Origin of the sequence: Acinetobacter sp., assembly GCF_036666595.1 — a bacterium.
Classification (GTDB): domain Bacteria; phylum Pseudomonadota; class Gammaproteobacteria; order Pseudomonadales; family Moraxellaceae; genus Acinetobacter.
This window is the reverse complement of the sequence record NZ_JAVWVO010000001.1, coordinates 1-17,701: the sequence shown is the minus strand read 5'-3', so window position 1 is coordinate 17,701 and position 17,701 is coordinate 1. Positions and strand designations below refer to the sequence as shown.

Here is a 17,701-nt window from a genome sequence, read left to right as displayed (position 1 = left end):
TGGTCAGTATCAACTGTCAAATCATTTGATTGTTGTTCCGATGGCAGGTGGGTTCGATTATTAAGAATAATGAATATTATTCAGCCTGTTATTGGTTTTATTGTGGTGCAAAATTTGCTAAATAGATTGAGAAGAGCTTAACTTATGGCGCATCCATTTTTTTAAATTCTTTTTTAATAAATCAAGCACAAAATAGTTCAACGAATAGACTGTAATGACATTATAAAAACAAATTTAAATTAATATTTGAAAAATAAAGTAAAAGGGTTAAGATCTAAAATTAGATCAAAAAATATACTTGTAATAATAATGAGGGGAATATGGAAAATTTTATTAATAGACTAAGAAGCCATATTGAACATGTGAAAAAAGTAGGGGCCACTGTACTACAGAAGAAACAACTAAACAGGCTTTAATCCTTCCTTTATTAGATATTTTAGGTTTTAGCCCTTATGATCCGACCAAGGTACTTGCAGAATTTGCAGCTGATTTTCCAGGTGTGAAATCTACAGAAAGAGTTGATTATGCACTTTACTGTAATGGGCAACCTGTAATGTTTATTGAAGCAAAACCTTATGTTGCTAACTTAACGAATCATGCTCCGCAGCTATCTAGGTATTTTAACAGTTGTTTAGGGGTGACCATTGGCGCGATCACAAATGGTAAAGAATGGAGATTTTTTACTGATTTAATTAATCCAAATGTAATGGATGATAAGCCATTTTTAACAGTTGATTTTACGAAGAACAAAGCCGAGGATTTAACACAGCTAGCTGAGTTTAAACATGATAATTTTCATGTAGAAAAGCTACGCTTTTTTGCTGAAGAAAATCAATATATCCAGCAGTTTAAAACTGTAATAAAAAGAAGTATTAATGAAGTTGATATTGATTTTGTTCGCTATGTGGCTCAGCAAGCAAGTATTCCTCGTCAATTAAACACTAAATTCTTAGAGTCAATTCAGCCTTTTGTAAAACAAGCTGTCGAGCAGTCAATTAGTGACACCGTTGTTAAAGGACTATCTTCGCCTACAATTATTACTGCCCAGCCAGTTGAACAAAAAGTAGAGGAGACTATTGAGATTGTACCCGAAAGCTCAGTGCTAGCTGACATTGTTAACTCTGAAAATGAAAGAATTGTGACTACTGTTGATGAACAGGAATTAAGTCGTATTGTGACAGAGCTCTTTCCTGAAGTTGAATTGGTTGCTAAGGATACAGAAAGCTATTTTAGCGTGCTGTTTCAGAATAAAAATAATCGTTGGTTATTTAGATATGATGTAAATCGTAAGAGACCAACCATTCAGTTTGCAGTAGCAATTGATGACTATCGAAAAAAAGAGTTAGAGCGAGCAGGATTGGAAGTGCAAAATAATGGTCAAGTTTTTTTAGATAAACCTGAACACATATATAGAGCCGTAGGCATTTTAAAAGATTGCTTGGATTACTGTAGTAATGATGACAACTTTAAAAGGGCATCTAATTCCTAATAGAAAAGCCACTTTATAAGTGGCTTTTTCATAGCACAATAAAACTCCACGCTTAAGAGATAGGATAGACCTTACTTTGTCATTACAAGTCACCTTTGGGCGTGGACCGTCGTGCAAAGATATCAAAATGATGTTTCTAATTTTCGATCAACTAAGGGTTTGTTGTATACAGCCAGAGGCTCGATAACAAGCCTCAAAAGCTTATCAAAAAGTAGGCTTTTTATTTGTGTTATAGTTCAATTGTTACTCAGTAGGCAGAACAATATGAATATCTGTATTGGTGGCGACTTGGATGGTCAAATAGTTGTTTTAAATAAAATGCGATTTAATGCAAAAGAAATAGATCCAAATAAATCATCAAGCTATATCAAGCAAAAGTATGTTAAGGGTGATCAAGTCTTTAATTTTTGGCGACATGCAGAAATGAAAATATGGGATGTTACTCATCAAGTTGAGTTGATTTTAGGAAAGAAAAACTAGCTAGAAGTGGGTAAATAAGCTTTATTCGCCTTTAGTGAAGATTTTCTTATCAATATGGATAAAAAAGCATTTCATGTGGTGTTAGGGGAGCAATAAAATAATATGCTAAGGTCTATCTATTGCACGCCAAAAAGCTTATAGTGATAGTGTATCTGAATTATTTATTTTATTGTATTTACTGAAGTTATTTCGCAATTGTTTCAACTCTGCGGTTTATCCGATGTATATGATTTAAAAGATTAATTCTTATATTTTTCAAAATTTAAGAGAATATTTATGTCAAACATTACAACTGGTACCGTTAAGTGGTTTAATGAAACTAAAGGCTTTGGTTTTATTTCTAGCGATACTGGAGAAGACGTTTTTGCACACTTTAGCGAAATCCAATCAAACGGTTTCAAAGTGTTGAATGAAGGTCAACGTGTTCAGTTTACGATTGTAGCTGGCAAGAAAGGCCCTCAAGCAAGCTCTATCACAGTAATCTAAGAATATTGTGAATTAAAAAACCCGCTTCAGTTAGCGGGTTTTTTAATGGCAGCTTGTTTACTATTTGTTGTTAAGACCCTGTAATTCCGCTGCCTTTAGGGATTGATAGAATCTTCAGTTAAACAGATAACGATATGAGTTCATGGAAAAATTAGTTAGAAAAGCACATCAAAATGATTTAACAGACATCTCAGAAATTCATCACAAATCATTTATACGTCAAGCAGATTCTAAGCAATGGATAGCATCAACACTTGCGGCTTATCCTCGGTTTTTTTGTCACGTAATCGTGTCTGATAAAACGGTTGGCTATATTTTTTGGGCTCAAAAGTCTGGCTTTCGAGAGGAAGTGATACTGGAACTAGATCAAATAGCGATCCATCCAGATTTTCAAGGTTTGGGATTAAGCAAAAAACTAATTATAGAGTCGCTTAAGGATGTTGAGAATGAATTATTGCAAAGAAGTCAGAAGATAAAAAGCGTACTGGTGACGACAGGCGTGAATAACTTCGCAAGAAAAATTTATGAAGATTTGTTAGGTGCTCAAGAAGTTGCAATTATCTCTGATTTATATAGTGCACCTGAAGTTTATTTAAAAACAGATCGAAAAGATTTAGCTTTTTTAGCCTGAATGGCTAATTTAAAAATCGTATCAACAAATTCAATTTTTTTGTAAGAAATGTTTTAAGTGATTCATTAAGAATAGCAGAAAAATCCCTAGATAAAGGGATTTCAATGGGGATGTAATTGAGATGAAAATAGGACTGAGGGTGACATAGTGATATTCGTTATGACACGGTAAAAAGACTCTAGAAACGAGTTTAGTGATGAAAACTTTTAAGCTAACTCGGAAAAATGGAGTGATCTATGAGTATTGTTGAATTAAATGAAGTGAAGCGTCACTTACACTATGCCGATGATAGCAATGATGTTTCATTAAAAAGCTTTATTGTTGCTGCTGACGCTATAATTAAAAATTACATAACAGATAATTTTGGATCGGAATACCCATCTGCCATTAAACAAGCTGCTTTATTATTAATCGAATACTGGGAACAGCACAGAAAAGATGGGGGAGAGGTTTCTGTGAATGGTAACTACTTGCCGATACCTGTACTCTCTTTGTTAAACCTATATCGCAAGCCCACTGTTGATAGATGATGTAGATAATAATATGTATCAATGTTTACCTTTAAGGATGCTATATTTGAAATTAATATAATTATAATTGAGAATCATTTGCATTAAATGGTTTTGTACGTTAAAATCGATTTCAAGAATAAAATAAAATTTAACAATGATGTTTCATTAACCCAGCTCTATTGATTCTCCAGAGGCTGGGTTTTTTATCTACTTTAACAAAGAAAAAAATTAGGTTAGATTATACCGATTGTTAAAATAAATATGAGAAGAATAGACCATGAATAAAAAATTTGAATTACATGTACTTAGTCAAATCTATGACTTTCTAATTGAAAGAGAAGGATTCACTGCTCTGAATCTTCATTTTAAGGTTATGGAATTTTTTAGGGAGTTACATGTGGGGGATAAGAGGGATTTTCTTGTTTTGGCACCAAATAAAATCTCAGGTAATTTTGGTGAGATTACTCATATTCATTTATTAAATATTCCACATTTCCATGAAAAGGAAAAATTTATTCATTGGGCACATAAAGTTTTAAATGCCCAAGTGCCTAATCTGTGAAGAAAGAAAATAATATTGTTTCATAAATTAAACATTGAAATCTCTAGATTTTGATAAATTATATTTTTAAATTGTGCTAGGCAAAAATGATGAAAATATTTGCAATAGTAAGTTTAGTTTTAATGCTGGGATTAACGGCATGCCAAAAAAGAGATACAGATACGAAAGAGCAGGATAAAACTACAACGCCACATTCCATGGATAAAGATCAGTAAGAAAAAGCTCGCCAAATGGTGGGCTTTTTCAAGAGTTAAAATGGTATAGTAGTGCTGTCATTTAAGTACTTTTTTCTATGTCTGAAACCTATAAATACATTTACACCCAAATTAGTACATTTGGTTCATTGCCTACACATAAAGTTTTTATAAGTAGTGTAGGAAGGAAGACAAAATTAGTTTTTGCTGATAATACTTTTGCATATAGTACAGTTTCTGATTGGGCTTTAAGTCATTCGGGTCTTGATTCAAGGAAATCAATATGGTCTGAAGAGCCTAAGTCATTTTTAGAAAGTGAAAAAAGAAGATTAAGCATTTATAGAGCCTCACATCCAGCTTTTATCACTGAAGCAAGCATTGGTTAAACACTAGTATTTTGTATGCTGCTTATGTAATAACTGCTTATATTGCAAATAAAGTTTGCTTTGTGGGTGTTAAGGGCGTATAAAGCTAACTCGTTGATGCGGGATGGAGCAGTCTGGTAGCTCGTCGGGCTCATAACCCGAAGGTCGTTGGTTCAAATCCAGCTCCCGCTACCAACGAAAAAAGATTTAAAGTTTATAGCCTAGTCTCCACAGATTAGGCTTTTTTTATGGCTGGTTAATTTCATTCGTATCGGTTTATAAGAACGTAATTTTTATACAAGTCACTGGAATGGTGTGTAAGCAATGAAACTACAGTATTTATAGAAAATGTTAGAGCTGTAAGTAACGTAAAAAAGGATAAAGCTTTATTCTGATTCTAAAGGCATAATGGGTTTCCCAAATAAATCAATATTTTTATCACCCCATTGTTTTAATGCAACCAAAATAGGTGCTAATGAAGTGCCTAGTGTAGATAATCGATATTCTACTTTAGGTGGAACAACGGCATAAACCTTTCGTAGAATCAGTTGATCCTCCTCAAGTTCACGTAATTGTCTAGTGAGCATTTTTTGAGTGACATTTGGAATTTTCTTCCTCAGTTCATTGAACCTTAAAACATCATCTTCTAATAAATGCCATAAGATAATACTCTTCCATTTACCATCAAGTAAGCCTATGGCAGCTTCAACAGAACATCCTGGTGTGCAATCAAAACGCGAATGTTTTAGCTTACCCATTTCAATAGTATCCTTTTGGTAACTATAAGACGAATTTGTCTGTATAACTTAAAAAAGAATATTAAGTAAACTCAAATAACAAAACAAGAGGACAAGTAAATGAAGGCTATTTCTTATATTGACGGTATGGATCATGGATTTCAAAATCCACTGGTCGATATTGAAAAAGCGATGCCGAGCTTAAAAGACCAGGATTTGTTGGTTAGAATCAAAGCGATCTCGGTTAACCCTGTCGATACTAAGGTTAGACGAAACCCAGTAGCAGTAGGCAACACGCGTATCTTAGGATGGGATGCAGTGGGTGAGGTTGTTGAAGTCGGTTCTGGCGTGCAACATTTTAAAGTCGGAGATCAGGTCTGGTATGCAGGTGATTTAACTCGGGATGGGAGTAATGCTGAATATCAAGCAGTCGATGAGCGTATTGTTAGCTTAAAACCTCAAAGTCTGAGTGATGCTGAAGCTGCTGCACTGCCATTAACTGCTATTACGGCGTGGGAAATGTTATTTGATCGTTTCAATGTTGATTTAGACAAATCTGATAATATTTTAGTGATTGGAGGCGCTGGAGGTGTAGGGTCTATTGCAATTCAATTACTCAAAGCGAAGACAAATTTAAAAGTTATTGCTACAGCATCTAGGGAAGAGACTAAAGCATGGGTTAAGTCTTTAGGGGCTGACTATGTCATCGATCATACAGAAGATTTAAACACGCAAATCAAAGCATTGGGTTTAGATGCACCTCGATATATTTTTTCAACCAATCAAACAGAAACGTATCTTCATCAAATTTCTAAGCTTATTGCTCCACAAGGTAAGTTTGGCTTAATTGATGATCCGAAATCACTAGATATCGGTGAGTTTAAGTCTAAGTCGGTTTCTGTACATTGGGAGTTCATGTTTACACGTTCAATGTTCAATACAACAGATATTGAACAACAATCTCAGCTATTACATCAGGTTGCAGAACTGGTGGATAACCATAAAATTAAAACCACACTGAATCAGACTTTAGGCAAAATTAATGCACAAAATTTAAAACTAGCTCATGAGCTGATTGAATCTGGTCGAGCGAAAGGAAAAATTGTTTTGGAAGGCTTTTAATTATTTTTAAGCTCAGCTTAAATAAGTGGGTTAATTTTTAAGTTAAACACTTGAAATTATACATTTAGGATCAATATTCTGAGCAAGGCCATTCTAGGGTTCAGCGCACTAGGATGGCTTTCCTCTTTTTGAAATCTGTTTCACTCTCTTACACATATAACAAAGAACCTTTAGAATAATTTTTTCAATCCATTCTTTTTTGATGGGGTGAAAAATGAAACACACAACGCTGATTTAATATATTATCCTCACCATAAGTCTAGATAGAGCGCCATGTAGCGCTTTATTTTTATTTGAGTTAAATCAAAACAGTATTTTGCGAGTATTAAAAATCTTAGGTGCGTGGGATTTCGTATAATTGTGATTATTTGAATACCCAAGTGCTAATTCACTGTTCCTGCTTTTTGCATTTCTTGGTAAAGCTGATCAAGATAATTTTGTTGTTGAATGTTATCTTTAAAGTATCGTTGATAATTCACACTACAACTGTCTACATCCGCGATATTATTGAGATTGAATGTCCAATCATCCGTATTTTTAACACGGATGCCTAAGTCATCACTACATTTCTGCCAAAGTTGAGAAAAGCGTGTCTGCTTATTGCTTGGGAGTTGGTTGAAACGTGCATAAACGCTGAAGCCTTTCATTTCTGAGTTAAAATATTTGTGAATAAAACCAATGGGTACACCAGCCCAATTCATTGATTTATCTTCTGGGAAGGAAATGCTGATGAGTTTTTTTTCGTTCAGTAATGAATCTTGTTGGCCTGATTTAAAATGTTGTTCTTCATATTCTAGTTTTGTGCCTATAGGTACATTGATTTTTTTCACGATCATTGGTTGTGTCGTGATGTAATAGGGATAATCAGGCCTACCATTGCCGCCTGTAGGGTTCATATTGCCAACACATGCTCCTAAATTTGAGAGCAGGGCGATGCAAAAGATTACTTTAACTTTCTTATTCATTATTGATCCTAAAAAAACTTTATTTAAAGGCTATTTTATTTATCCAGAATAAACATAGTACACCTTATGCGAAACGTTTGAAATTTCACCTCTAGCCTCAATTTTTTGGTTCAAGCTATTCTAAGGCTCAGCGCGTGACTAGGGCTTTTTTAGATGCTACAACTTCTATTTTTAAGGACGTCTCAATTCATTGCAGGAAACACATAATATAATTAAAATTTATGACAGCTATAAAAAACTTGAATATTTATTTATTTCATGTATAATTGGCCTAACTAGAAAAAAGTAATGTTTAGTAAATCTTCTTTAAGTATCGCAGTTTTAGTCATAATCCTCCGTTGTTTCAGATCTTAAGCTCCACTTTTATTATTTTCAAAGTTACACTAGTCATTTCTTTTTGACTAAAATTATTGAAATTCAGCAGGATATATTATGTCTACTACAGTTACCGGTACAGTTAAATGGTTTAATGAAACTAAAGGCTTTGGTTTCATTCAACAAGAATCTGGCCCAGATGTTTTTGCTCACTTTCGCGAAATCGCTAGTTCAGGTTTTAAAACATTGCATGAAGGCCAAAAAGTGTCATTCAGCATAGAGCAAGGTCAAAAAGGCCCAAATGCTGTAAATATTGTTGCTTTATAAGAAGCATTAAATATAAAAAAGCACTGAATAGTGCTTTTTTAATGACCAAAAATTATTAATTAAATATTTATTCCTTGGTGGAATATATGAAAAAAACTGGTGAAATTTGAAAAAACTTAATACATTAATTGCTAAATCTTCAAATGGTACTGAAATTATAGTCTCGCTAATTCCTCTAAATAAAATGCAAAATACCCGTGATGGATTGAAATCTATTGAAGTGGGTAAGCGAGTGTTGCTTCAGTCTGGAATCGAAGTAGACTTAAATTTAGATGGTAGAACATTTTATACCGCTTTAAATCAATTATTTAAATTTAACTATAAAGTTGCCTAACTAAATATTTGATTATATTTTTTTAAATGAATTAATATTATAGGTATAGAAAAAATGTTAAAGAAAAATGTTACTGTCAAAGATCAATTCGATACTGAATACTCTATTCAGGCGACTGTAGATAAAAATCCTACAGCACAAAGTTACATTCAAATTTAAGATATATCACCGTTGAGGGCGAAGATATTCGTCCTGGTTTTGAAATGTTCTTCCAAAGTCTAAATAGCGGTAAAATTTTCAAGCTAATCTGAACGTTATTTTTTATTTGCTCATGATGACTAATACTACAATATCTTAACCAACCCAATCATTCCTCCTCAAATCTATTTGAATTATAAAACAGTTATTTAGATAATTTGAAGAGGGCTATGTCATACAGAACAAGTTGGTTAATGAGTAGTTTAATGACATAGCTAAAATGCATTCTTAGCAAAAAATATTTTGTAAATGTACAGGTTGAAGCCTTTTGTCCCTATAAATGGATTTTAGCTTAAGGTACTGAGTTTGGAAATATACAGTTACGACCATTTGCTTTAGCAAGATATAATTGCTCGTCTGCTCTTCGTAGAACAGTTGTTTTAAGCTCTTTCCTTTTCCAAGTCACTACTCCAAAGGACATAGTCACTTCTTCAATCCTCGGAAACTTACAAGATTCAATGACTGTGCGTAGTCGATCAGCCATTTTCAAAGCTGAATCTAGTTTGATACTTGGTAATACGATTAATATTTCGTCTCCTCCCCAACGAATGAGAGTGTCCTTACTACGCAAATTTTTGGAGAGCTCATGTATGACTTGTTGTAAGACCGCATCTCCTAATGCATGACCATGAGTATCATTAATGGTTTTAAAGTAATCGATATCAGCCAATAACACGCAGCAAGCGTTATCTTCATTGCACATGTCTTTTTGAATGGTATCTAGAAGATGTTCACCATAGCGACGATTAAAAATGCTCGTCAAACTGTCGTAATTGGCCCACTCTTCAAGTTGACTCTTAATCTCGATATGATGATTAATATTTCTACCGATACTCACATTGTGTGTAATTGTGCCATTACGGTCTTTTAGAGGGGATGAAACGAGCTCTAAGAAATGCTTTTCATATACGTGGTCTTTATTTTCAATATCCTGATTTTTTATTCTTTGTAGTTCTATCAGCTTTTGATCATGTGGATATAATTTTGTGATAGGTTCATCTTTTAAATCTGCTAGGGTGTAGCCCGAGAGTTCCTCTGCGGCATGATTCATAAATTTAATTTTAGCTTGATCATCCGTGATCACTATCGTATCGGGTGTTGTATTGATCGCTGCAACCAGCATCGCTTGATATTTAAGACTTTCGTTTTTTTCCGTGATATCTCGTTGAACGGATACAAAATGGGTGATTTCACCTGTTTCAGTTTTAATCGGGGAGATGTTCCACTCTACAGCGTACGGTGTTTTATCTTTGCGATAATTAATCGTATTGTTATGGAAAAATAGTCCATTAGATATGCAATCTTTTAATTCCTGAATCACGGTTAGATCTGTCTCAGGCCCTTGCAAAATATGAGGCGATTGTCCAATTAACTCTTCTTCGCTATAACCTGTCATTTCACAAAATGCTGGATTGCAGAAAAGTATGTGTGGGCCATTATTCTTAAAACATGCATCTGTAATGACGATCGCATTAAATGATTGCTGAATAGCCATAGCCATTAAACTATTTAATTCAGTCGCTGTTAATTTTTTGTGTTCAGAATATTGAGGCATATTGGAGTGAATCACTATGTTTCTTTATTGTTGTACCTATTCTTATTAATATCATAAATTAGGCTTTAAATTAATGAATAATGCTGATTTATAATTTATACAATATAATCAATAGTCTATAAAATTATTTATATGGTTACCTTTGTCAGGTACTTGAAGATGCAATTATCGATGAATTTATGGAATCTTTTAAAGGGTATTACGTCTATTGTTATGGACGATATAATAAAGTCAAGATAGCAGAGCATTGTGATTAGAAAAAATGCTGTAGTACAAATGTTCAACCAGAAGTTTTACAAAGAATGTAAGTAATATCTGAAGAGATGAAGGATATTGTGCTTTAAAAATACTTAAATCTACAAGAAATTGGAAATAGAGGATAGGCAGGCAATTGATTTTTAAGGTTTAAGTCAAGCCTAGCCTGAATAAAAAAGCAGAGCATTCTATTTTTCTTTACATTTTTCGTTTAAGCTTTTTTTAACAGCTCCGTTTTATAAAAATATTTAAAAATTAGGAAAATCGATGAAGAATAACTATCCAAAACCTATAATAATCATGCATTGGATTACCTTTGCTTTAGTTGCAATGGTGTATCTGACCGCAGGTGATCCCACAATAACAGACTGGAAAGGCCAGATTCATGTTGCAGGTGGAATTTTAATATTTATTCTATTTTTCTTGAGATTGAGTTTTGTTTTTCTGTATAGAAAAAGTATTCCTAAAACTGAAATAATTAATTCTTACCAAATAGTGTTATTTAAAATGGTCAGATTTTTCCTTTACTTAAGCCTATGTATTGTTCCAATTGCGGGTTGGATGACATTATCCAGTTTTACTGATAATTTCAAAGTTTTATCGTTAAATTTACCGCTTTTGAGCACTGTTTGGGGGAGTGACTCTATTGCAGATGCGCATCAATTTTTAGGGAATCTCTTTATTGCACTAGTGGGTTTACATGCTTGCGCGGCATTGATTCACCACTTCATTTTCAAAGATAATGTCTTAAAAAATATGCTTTTTAAAAAATGATGTGATTTAGAGGCTACCTGATGGTTACCTCTTAGATTCGTCTGGATTTTTTATATTATGAGTATTTCATAGTCACAGAACACATGATAAAAGATGAGCCGAAAGTGTAGATGCAGTATACTGTGCCAGTCGAAAAAGTGATGAATTCATATGTATATTGGTCCGTATCAACTGTCAAATAATTTGATTGTGGCTCCTATGGCAGGCGTAACTGACCGTCCATTTAGGTCTCTGTGCAAATACTTTGGTGCAGGGCATGCTGTCAGTGAAATGATGACATCAGACCAAACGTTACGGATGAGTAAAAAAAGCTTATATCGTGCTAATTTTGATGGTGAGTTGGCGCCTATTTCAGCACAAATTGCAGGATCAGATCCCAAAGAGTTAGCGGAAGCTGCACGATATCAGGTTTCAAATGGTGCTCAAATAGTGGACATCAATATGGGGTGTCCTGCCAAGAAAGTCTGTAATAAGCTGGCGGGTTCTGCACTTTTAAAAGACGAAGACTTGGTGGCTCGAATTTTGGATGAAGTTGTGGCTGCAGTTGATGTACCTGTAACACTTAAAACTCGTTTGGGTTTTTTGAATGGTCATGAAAATATCTTACGTGTAGCGAAACGTGCGGAAGAGGCGGGTATTGCTGCGTTAGCATTGCATGGGCGGACCCGTGAAGACATGTATTTGAACACGGCTCGTTATGATTTGATTAAAGAAGTAAAACAGCTCATTCATATACCAGTAGTTGCCAATGGGGATATTGATAGTCCAGAAAAAGCCAAATATGTACTCGATTATACCGGTGCAGATGCAATTATGATTGGTCGCGCTGCGCAAGGGCGTCCATGGATTTTTCGTGAGATCGCACATTATTTGGAGACGGGTGAACATTTGGCTGCACCAAGTATTCAAGAAGTAAAAGAAGTTCTACTTGGACATCTTGCCGAACTGTACACATTTTACGGGGAATACTCTGGCTGCCGAATTGCACGTAAACATATTGCTTGGTACACCAAAGGTTTACGTTCAAGTAATGAGTTTCGTCAGAACATGTACAAAGTGGAAAGTACAACTGAACAATTTAAAGTGGTCGCTGACTACTTTGACCAATTACTCATTCATGGTGAAACCATGAATGACGTACAAGTTGAACAGGTCAATTTGCTGGAAATCAAATAAATAAAGCTCCATTTATGGAGCTTTGAGTGAATAATATGACTTAATAACTGACTTGTTGCATTTCAACCAACAGTTGGTTAATTAAGTCAGGGGCCTCCATGGCACGAATTTGAGAAACATTCGTGCCTGCCCAAAATGCACCAAAGCCTTGTTCGCCTTGTTTGGTCGCTGCGGCATGTAATTGTTTTCCAAGATCATAACAGTACGGATAAGCAGCAACAGCAGGGCGGTTCGGCAGATCAATATGGGTATGCCAGTGACCGAGTAAACCGCGAGCAGGGCGACCTGAAATACTGGCACTTATTTGTGTGATGTGCTCATGGAAAAGTGCATGACGGTAGGCCTCATTGGCATTCGATGTTTTACATTGTACGAAAGCTGTCCCCAACTGTACCGCACACGCACCTAGACTTAACATCTGCTGAGCCTGTGTACCATTCATAATGCCACCTGCAGCAATAATCGGGCATCGACAGTGCTGCGTCAGAAGTTGTACGAGGTCGATCGTACGTATTGCACTATCAAAATGTTCATTAAAAATCCCGCGGTGTCCACCTGCTTCTATGCCTTGAGCAATAATAAAATCAATTCCTGCTGCTTCAATGGCCCGTGCTTCCGCTAGGTTGGTTGCAGAAACCATGGTTAAAATGCCAGCGTCTTTTAGCGCCTGTATTTGATGCGGATGGGGAATGCCAAAGTGGAAACTGACGGCTTTAGGGCAAGTGTCAAGTACAACATTTAAAAAGTCATCATTGTCCAAAAAGCTAGGATAAATACAGTGCAGTTGAGTAGGTGGTTCTGCATCGTATTGTTCAAAATGAGGTCTTACAAAATCAATCCATGTTTGTGCGATAGTTGGATCAAGTTCGACACTTTGATGACAGAAGAAATTAACTTGAAAAGGTTGTTCGGTCAGTGCTTGGGTTTTTAAAATTTGGCTACGTGCGGCTTCCGCGGTGTTTGCGCCTAATCCAAGTGAGCCTAGCCCGCCTTGATTCGAAATTTCCGCCGCAAGCTCTGGTGTAGAAACACCAGCCATCGGTGCAAGGAAGATAGGATGTTTAATTTCAAGACGTTCTAATAATAAAGACATGTACTTGCTCCTTTTACATATAGACACTTTGCCCAAGCACTGCAAAATTGGCAAATAATATTCAGTATTTTCTCGAAAAATATCTAAAGCAATCACGTTTATTTTTCGGTTTTTAGCGACAAGCCATGTCGTTGGGTATGTGTATTGGCAATGCTTTTAGTCTGAAATTTTTTATACTTTTATTTTAGATTTTACCGAGGATCGTCATGACCGATCGTATCCGTGAAAAGCTACAGATTCTAGCTGATGCAGCTAAATATGACGTGTCCTGTTCGTCCAGTGGTAGCAATCGTAAGAACAAAGGCAAAGGTTTGGGGAATACTGGAAACGGTATTTGTCATAGTTATACAGAAGATGGTCGCTGTGTTTCATTGCTTAAAATTCTATTTTCAAATGTCTGTATTTTTGATTGTTCCTACTGTGTTTCTAGACGCTCTAACGATGTCAAACGAGCCGCTTTTACTGTACAAGAAGTGGTGGATTTAACCATTAACTTTTATCGCCGCAATTATATTGAAGGGTTGTTTCTCAGTTCAGGTATTTTTAAATCAGCTGATTTCACGATGGAACGAATGCTACAAGTGGTGAAAAAGTTACGTCTTGAAGAAAACTTTAATGGTTATATTCACCTAAAAACGATACCTGGTGCTTCCCAAGAGATTATTACCGAGGCGGGCTTATATGTAGACCGCATGAGTATTAACTTGGAAATGCCGACAGAAGTTGGTTTAAAACAGTTTGCACCAGAAAAATCGCATGCAGAAGTACAAAAGGATTTAGGTATTGTACGTGATCGCTTAATTCAGTTGACGGATGAGCGGCGTGTGATTCAGCATGTGCCGAAGTTTGTACCAGCGGGACAAACCACTCAGATGGTGGTGGGCGCATATCAAGAAACAGACAAAGATATTATTTTAATGGCAGATCACCATTACAAAGTGTATCAGCTCAAACGGGTGTATTTTTCAGGCTATATCCCAATCAATAAACAGGAAAAAATGCTTCCTGTTGTGGGTTCTGCACCGCCATTATTAAGAGAAAATCGGCTGTACCAGTCGGATTGGCTTATGCGTTTCTATGGTTTTGATGCGCAGGAAATCGTGAATGATCAGCATCCGAATTTAGATTTGGACATCGACCCGAAGCTAAGTTGGGCATTACGTAACCCTGAGCATTTCCCTGTTGATATTCAACATGCAGACTATCGTATGATTTTACGTGTTCCGGGTATAGGTGTTCAATCGGCTAAAAAAATTGTGCAAGCTCGTCGTTTTGGGCAGATTCATATCGATCAACTAAAGCGTATGGGCATTGCTTACAATCGGGCACAGCATTTTATTCGCTGTGCAGATACGCCAAAGTTTAAAAAAGAACAACAAGCGAACCAGATTCGGCAGCACATTTTGCAATCGGGGCAATCCAAATACCAAAAACAGCTTTCGCCTCAACTGGGCTTCGGTTTTTAGTATGTCCATATATCGCTTTGATCAAAGCATGACTGGACTACTGAGTTGTGTATATAGAAGCTTTCAGTTTAAAGATTTTGATGTCAAGCTTGCATCTAATAATTCCCAAGCCAGCTTGTTTGATGAGTGTATTGAGGTTGCTTCAAATGATGAACACGCAGAGCGAGTTTGGCGAGGGTTAAAGCAAAAAATTACGGTTGAGAGTCTACGATTTTTTTATTATTGCTTTCTGTCTGAGCAGGAACAGGCACATCAACATCTTTTTAATTTCTGTATCTATGTATTTAAAAATACACATGCAGTAGATCGTAATTATGCGCATATGGATGTATTGGCTGTTTCGCAGTGGGCCAAACAAGTAGGTAGAGAAAAGCACCGTATGGAAGCTTTTGTTCGCTTTAAAAAATGTCAGGATGGATTGTTTTTAAGCCTGATACAGCCGGATTTTAATGTTTTACCGCTGATAGAACGGCATTTTAGAAACCGATATCAAGATCAAAGATGGTTGATTTATGATGAAAAAAGAAATTTTGGAATTTATTATGATCTGATAGCAGTCCATCAGGTGAAGATGGATGTGGATCAAATTGATCATGCACACAAAGTCGGACACAGTCAGTCCTTTAGTGTTGAATTAGATGATGATGAGCTGCTGTATGACCAGTTATGGAAAGATTATTTTAAAAGTATCAACATCGAGGCAAGAACAAATATCAAACTACATGTGCAATATGTTCCTAAACGCTATTGGCGTTATATGAATGAAAAAACAATCTAGCGAGATGTAAGCAGGGAGTTGGTTCATCATTTCTATGACGTTTTGGGCGCTATGATGAAGAAGAGCAGACGTTAAGCAATTCATGCTACTTAAAAAATAAGCGGTTGCACCTGTAGAATGGTACTTCGGTCATCAGTAATAGTGCATCTGAGTAGTGGCTCAGAGAAAAATGTGCAAGCTTAAAGTTGATGATGAATGATGCTTTCAATAGTAAAAAAGCCCATTCAATCCATGGGCTTTTTTACATTTTTAATAGGTAGCCTGCTATCGCGTATCGTGTTGTTGACGTTAAACATGCACATTAAATAGTGAACCAATCCAACTGGCAAACAGCATCGCAAAAATTCCCCATAGCGTCACACGAAATGCGCCTGTCCACATAGAAGTCCCAGAAAAGTAACTTGCTAAAGCGCCTAAACCGAACAACGATAGTACCCCTGTAAGAGCAACTGACTGAGTCAGATAACCTTGAGGGCTTAAGAGAATGGCCAGCATGGGAAACAGAGCACCTAGTGAAAAGGCGAGGGCAGAAGAACCCGCGGCTTCAAGTGGCTTGGCACTGGTATTTTCATGGATGCCTATTTCATCACGGGCATGTGCAGACAGTGCATCATGTGCGCTGAGTTGTACTGCGACTTCATGTGCTAGTTCGGGTTCTAGTCCACGTTGTATATAAATTTGAGTCAGTTCTTTAAGTTCTAAGTGCGGGTTTTTATCTAATTCTCGGGCTTCATGTTTTAAGTCGGCTTCTTCAATATCTGATTGTGACTTCACCGAAATATACTCACCCGCAGCCATAGAGCTCGCACCTGAAATGAGCCCTGCAATACACGTGATGAGTAAGGTATGGCTGGTTGCGCCACTGGCTGCCATCCCCATAATCAAACTGGTCACTGAAATGATGCCGTCATTGGCACCCAAAACCGCTGCACGTAGCCAACCAGTACGATGAATTAAATGAGGTTCAATATGGTGAGAATAGGACATGACGATAGATCATCCTCAAAGTTTTAAAGTTATGATTTATTTAATAATGCAAGTTTCATCTACTATAGCACAGCCCATAAAAAAGCCTCCGAGTGGGAGGCTTTTTTGAGCTTAGAAATATTATTGCGCTTTTTCTTTTACATCAGCAGCGCCTTGTTCTACAGCACCAGCAACATGAGCTGTTGCTTCTTTAGAGGCATTTTTAACATCTTCAGCAGCAGCTTCAGTTTTCGCAGCAGCTTCGTCAGCGGCAGCACCAATTTTAGCCGATGCTTCATCTGCAGCTTTTTGAGTGTCAGATACGGCTTCACTTGCAGCTTTGTTAATATCATGACCTGCTTGTTCAGCAGCATTTTCAAGGTGTTCACCTGTCGTTGCACCTGTTTCAGGTGCTTTTTCTTTTGAACAACCCACTAAAACAACAGCAGCAGCAAGACCTAAAGCAATAAGTAATTTATTCATTTTCATATCCTTTTCGTTTTATACCCAAAAGTAGGGGTTGGGCAAAATATAATCTAATTTGAATGTAAAGCAGACTGCATTATTGTTAAAAAAATGTAATTTTTTATAAAAAACAGCGTGATAAAAAGGCTTATAAGCTGAGTTGCCTATAAGCCTTTAGCAGAGAAGCGTCTGAGAGGATTACACGCCAGAACGAATAATATAATCAAAAGCAGACAATGATGCTTTCGCGCCTTCACCGGTGGCAATAATGATTTGCTTGTAAGGCACAGTCGTACAGTCACCTGCGGCAAATACACCTTTGACATTGGTTTCGTTGCGATCGTTAATCACAATCTCACCACGGTTTGAAAGCTCAACTGCTGTTTCTTTGAGGAAATCGGTGTTTGGTAATAAACCAATTTGCACAAAGATTCCTGCAAGCTCTACCGTATGTTC

General features: G+C 36.3%; 21 protein-coding genes, 1 tRNA gene and 2 pseudogenes. 17 read left to right on the top strand and 7 right to left on the bottom strand.

Annotated features, from left to right (window positions below; translation table 11 throughout):
- Positions 1-320 precede the first annotated feature (320 nt).
- From RR876_RS00120 to RR876_RS00080, 9 genes and pseudogenes are all read left to right on the top strand, one after another.
- A pseudogene (locus RR876_RS00120) lies at positions 321-1,489 on the top strand (type I restriction endonuclease).
- 264 nt (positions 1,490-1,753) lie between these two features.
- Positions 1,754-1,969: a hypothetical protein gene (locus tag RR876_RS00115; protein WP_332477150.1), complete on the top strand. Its 216-nt coding sequence runs from the start codon at positions 1,754-1,756 to the stop codon at positions 1,967-1,969.
- A gap of 276 nt (positions 1,970-2,245) precedes the next feature.
- The gene (locus tag RR876_RS00110; protein ID WP_004693516.1) at positions 2,246-2,455 is read left to right on the top strand and encodes a cold-shock protein; all 210 of its coding nucleotides are present in this window, start codon (positions 2,246-2,248) and stop codon (positions 2,453-2,455) included.
- Between the two features lie 142 nt (positions 2,456-2,597).
- Positions 2,598-3,086: a GNAT family N-acetyltransferase gene (locus RR876_RS00105; RefSeq protein ID WP_332477151.1), complete on the top strand. Its 489-nt coding sequence runs from the start codon at positions 2,598-2,600 to the stop codon at positions 3,084-3,086.
- A 236-nt stretch (positions 3,087-3,322) separates the two neighbouring features.
- Positions 3,323-3,616, top strand: coding sequence for a head-tail connector protein (locus RR876_RS00100; protein WP_183174464.1), 294 nt, complete (start codon positions 3,323-3,325; stop codon positions 3,614-3,616).
- A 259-nt stretch (positions 3,617-3,875) separates the two neighbouring features.
- Positions 3,876-4,160 carry a hypothetical protein gene (locus tag RR876_RS00095; protein WP_332477152.1) on the top strand — a complete coding sequence of 95 codons (285 nt, stop codon included), beginning with the start codon at positions 3,876-3,878 and terminating at the stop codon, positions 4,158-4,160.
- An 89-nt stretch (positions 4,161-4,249) separates the two neighbouring features.
- A complete protein-coding gene (locus RR876_RS00090; RefSeq protein WP_017397253.1) occupies positions 4,250-4,375 on the top strand; it encodes a hypothetical protein in 126 nt (41 codons plus the stop codon).
- Between the two features lie 77 nt (positions 4,376-4,452).
- Positions 4,453-4,740 (top strand): hypothetical protein, encoded by a 288-nt coding sequence (locus RR876_RS00085; RefSeq protein WP_332477153.1) that lies wholly within the window; start codon positions 4,453-4,455, stop codon positions 4,738-4,740.
- Between the two features lie 97 nt (positions 4,741-4,837).
- Positions 4,838-4,914, top strand: a tRNA-Met gene (locus RR876_RS00080).
- 191 nt (positions 4,915-5,105) lie between these two features.
- On the opposite strand, the gene RR876_RS00075 is transcribed toward RR876_RS00080, so the two are convergent.
- Positions 5,106-5,477 (bottom strand): helix-turn-helix domain-containing protein, encoded by a 372-nt coding sequence (locus RR876_RS00075; protein ID WP_332478454.1) that lies wholly within the window; start codon positions 5,475-5,477, stop codon positions 5,106-5,108.
- Positions 5,478-5,576: 99 nt separating this feature from the next.
- On the opposite strand from RR876_RS00075, the gene RR876_RS00070 reads away from it, so the two are divergent.
- Entirely contained in the window at positions 5,577-6,578 is a 1,002-nt protein-coding gene (locus tag RR876_RS00070) for a zinc-binding alcohol dehydrogenase family protein (protein ID WP_332478453.1), read from the top strand.
- A gap of 383 nt (positions 6,579-6,961) precedes the next feature.
- Here RR876_RS00070 and RR876_RS00065 read toward each other — a convergent pair whose 3' ends face one another.
- Positions 6,962-7,543 (bottom strand): hypothetical protein, encoded by a 582-nt coding sequence (locus RR876_RS00065; protein ID WP_332478452.1) that lies wholly within the window; start codon positions 7,541-7,543, stop codon positions 6,962-6,964.
- Between the two features lie 432 nt (positions 7,544-7,975).
- Between RR876_RS00065 and RR876_RS00060 the strand changes: the two genes are divergently transcribed.
- The 3 genes and pseudogenes from RR876_RS00060 to RR876_RS00050 all read left to right on the top strand — a co-directional run bounded on the left by RR876_RS00060 (position 7,976) and on the right by RR876_RS00050 (position 8,770).
- Positions 7,976-8,185 carry a cold-shock protein gene (locus RR876_RS00060; RefSeq protein WP_004980161.1) on the top strand — a complete coding sequence of 70 codons (210 nt, stop codon included), beginning with the start codon at positions 7,976-7,978 and terminating at the stop codon, positions 8,183-8,185.
- Between the two features lie 106 nt (positions 8,186-8,291).
- On the top strand, positions 8,292-8,519 hold the full coding sequence (locus tag RR876_RS00055) for a hypothetical protein (protein WP_004980159.1): 228 nt from the start codon (positions 8,292-8,294) through the stop codon (positions 8,517-8,519).
- A gap of 54 nt (positions 8,520-8,573) precedes the next feature.
- Positions 8,574-8,770: pseudogene (locus tag RR876_RS00050) on the top strand (hypothetical protein).
- Positions 8,771-9,009: 239 nt separating this feature from the next.
- On the opposite strand, the gene RR876_RS00045 reads toward RR876_RS00050, so the two are convergent.
- Positions 9,010-10,272, bottom strand: coding sequence for a diguanylate cyclase (locus tag RR876_RS00045; RefSeq protein ID WP_332478451.1), 1,263 nt, complete (start codon positions 10,270-10,272; stop codon positions 9,010-9,012).
- A 522-nt stretch (positions 10,273-10,794) separates the two neighbouring features.
- Here RR876_RS00045 and RR876_RS00040 point away from each other — a divergent pair.
- Together RR876_RS00040 and dusB are read left to right on the top strand one after the other, a co-directional pair.
- Positions 10,795-11,301, top strand: a complete 507-nt coding sequence (locus RR876_RS00040) for a cytochrome b/b6 domain-containing protein (RefSeq protein ID WP_332478450.1) — start codon at positions 10,795-10,797, stop codon at positions 11,299-11,301.
- Between the two features lie 150 nt (positions 11,302-11,451).
- Positions 11,452-12,477 (top strand): tRNA dihydrouridine synthase DusB, encoded by a 1,026-nt coding sequence (dusB, locus tag RR876_RS00035; protein WP_332478449.1) that lies wholly within the window; start codon positions 11,452-11,454, stop codon positions 12,475-12,477.
- 40 nt (positions 12,478-12,517) lie between these two features.
- Here the strand turns inward: dusB and RR876_RS00030 are convergent, their stop codons facing one another.
- Entirely contained in the window at positions 12,518-13,570 is a 1,053-nt protein-coding gene (locus RR876_RS00030) for a nitronate monooxygenase (protein ID WP_332478448.1), read from the bottom strand.
- 206 nt (positions 13,571-13,776) lie between these two features.
- Here RR876_RS00030 and RR876_RS00025 point away from each other — a divergent pair, with 206 nt between their 5' ends.
- The gene (locus RR876_RS00025) at positions 13,777-15,036 is read left to right on the top strand and encodes a putative DNA modification/repair radical SAM protein (RefSeq protein ID WP_332478447.1); all 1,260 of its coding nucleotides are present in this window, start codon (positions 13,777-13,779) and stop codon (positions 15,034-15,036) included.
- Between the two features lies 1 nt (position 15,037).
- Complete coding sequence (locus RR876_RS00020) at positions 15,038-15,814, top strand: TIGR03915 family putative DNA repair protein (RefSeq protein ID WP_332478446.1); 777 nt, start codon at positions 15,038-15,040, stop codon at positions 15,812-15,814.
- Between the two features lie 288 nt (positions 15,815-16,102).
- Here the strand turns inward: RR876_RS00020 and RR876_RS00015 are convergent, their stop codons facing one another.
- From RR876_RS00015 to RR876_RS00005, 3 genes are all read right to left on the bottom strand, one after another.
- A complete protein-coding gene (locus tag RR876_RS00015) occupies positions 16,103-16,801 on the bottom strand; it encodes a VIT family protein (RefSeq protein WP_259234486.1) in 699 nt (232 codons plus the stop codon).
- Between the two features lie 120 nt (positions 16,802-16,921).
- Entirely contained in the window at positions 16,922-17,263 is a 342-nt protein-coding gene (locus tag RR876_RS00010) for a hypothetical protein (RefSeq protein WP_058869489.1), read from the bottom strand.
- 180 nt (positions 17,264-17,443) lie between these two features.
- Positions 17,444-17,701 (bottom strand): FAD-dependent oxidoreductase (locus RR876_RS00005; protein ID WP_332637057.1); only part of this gene is annotated, 258 nt, incomplete at its 5' end.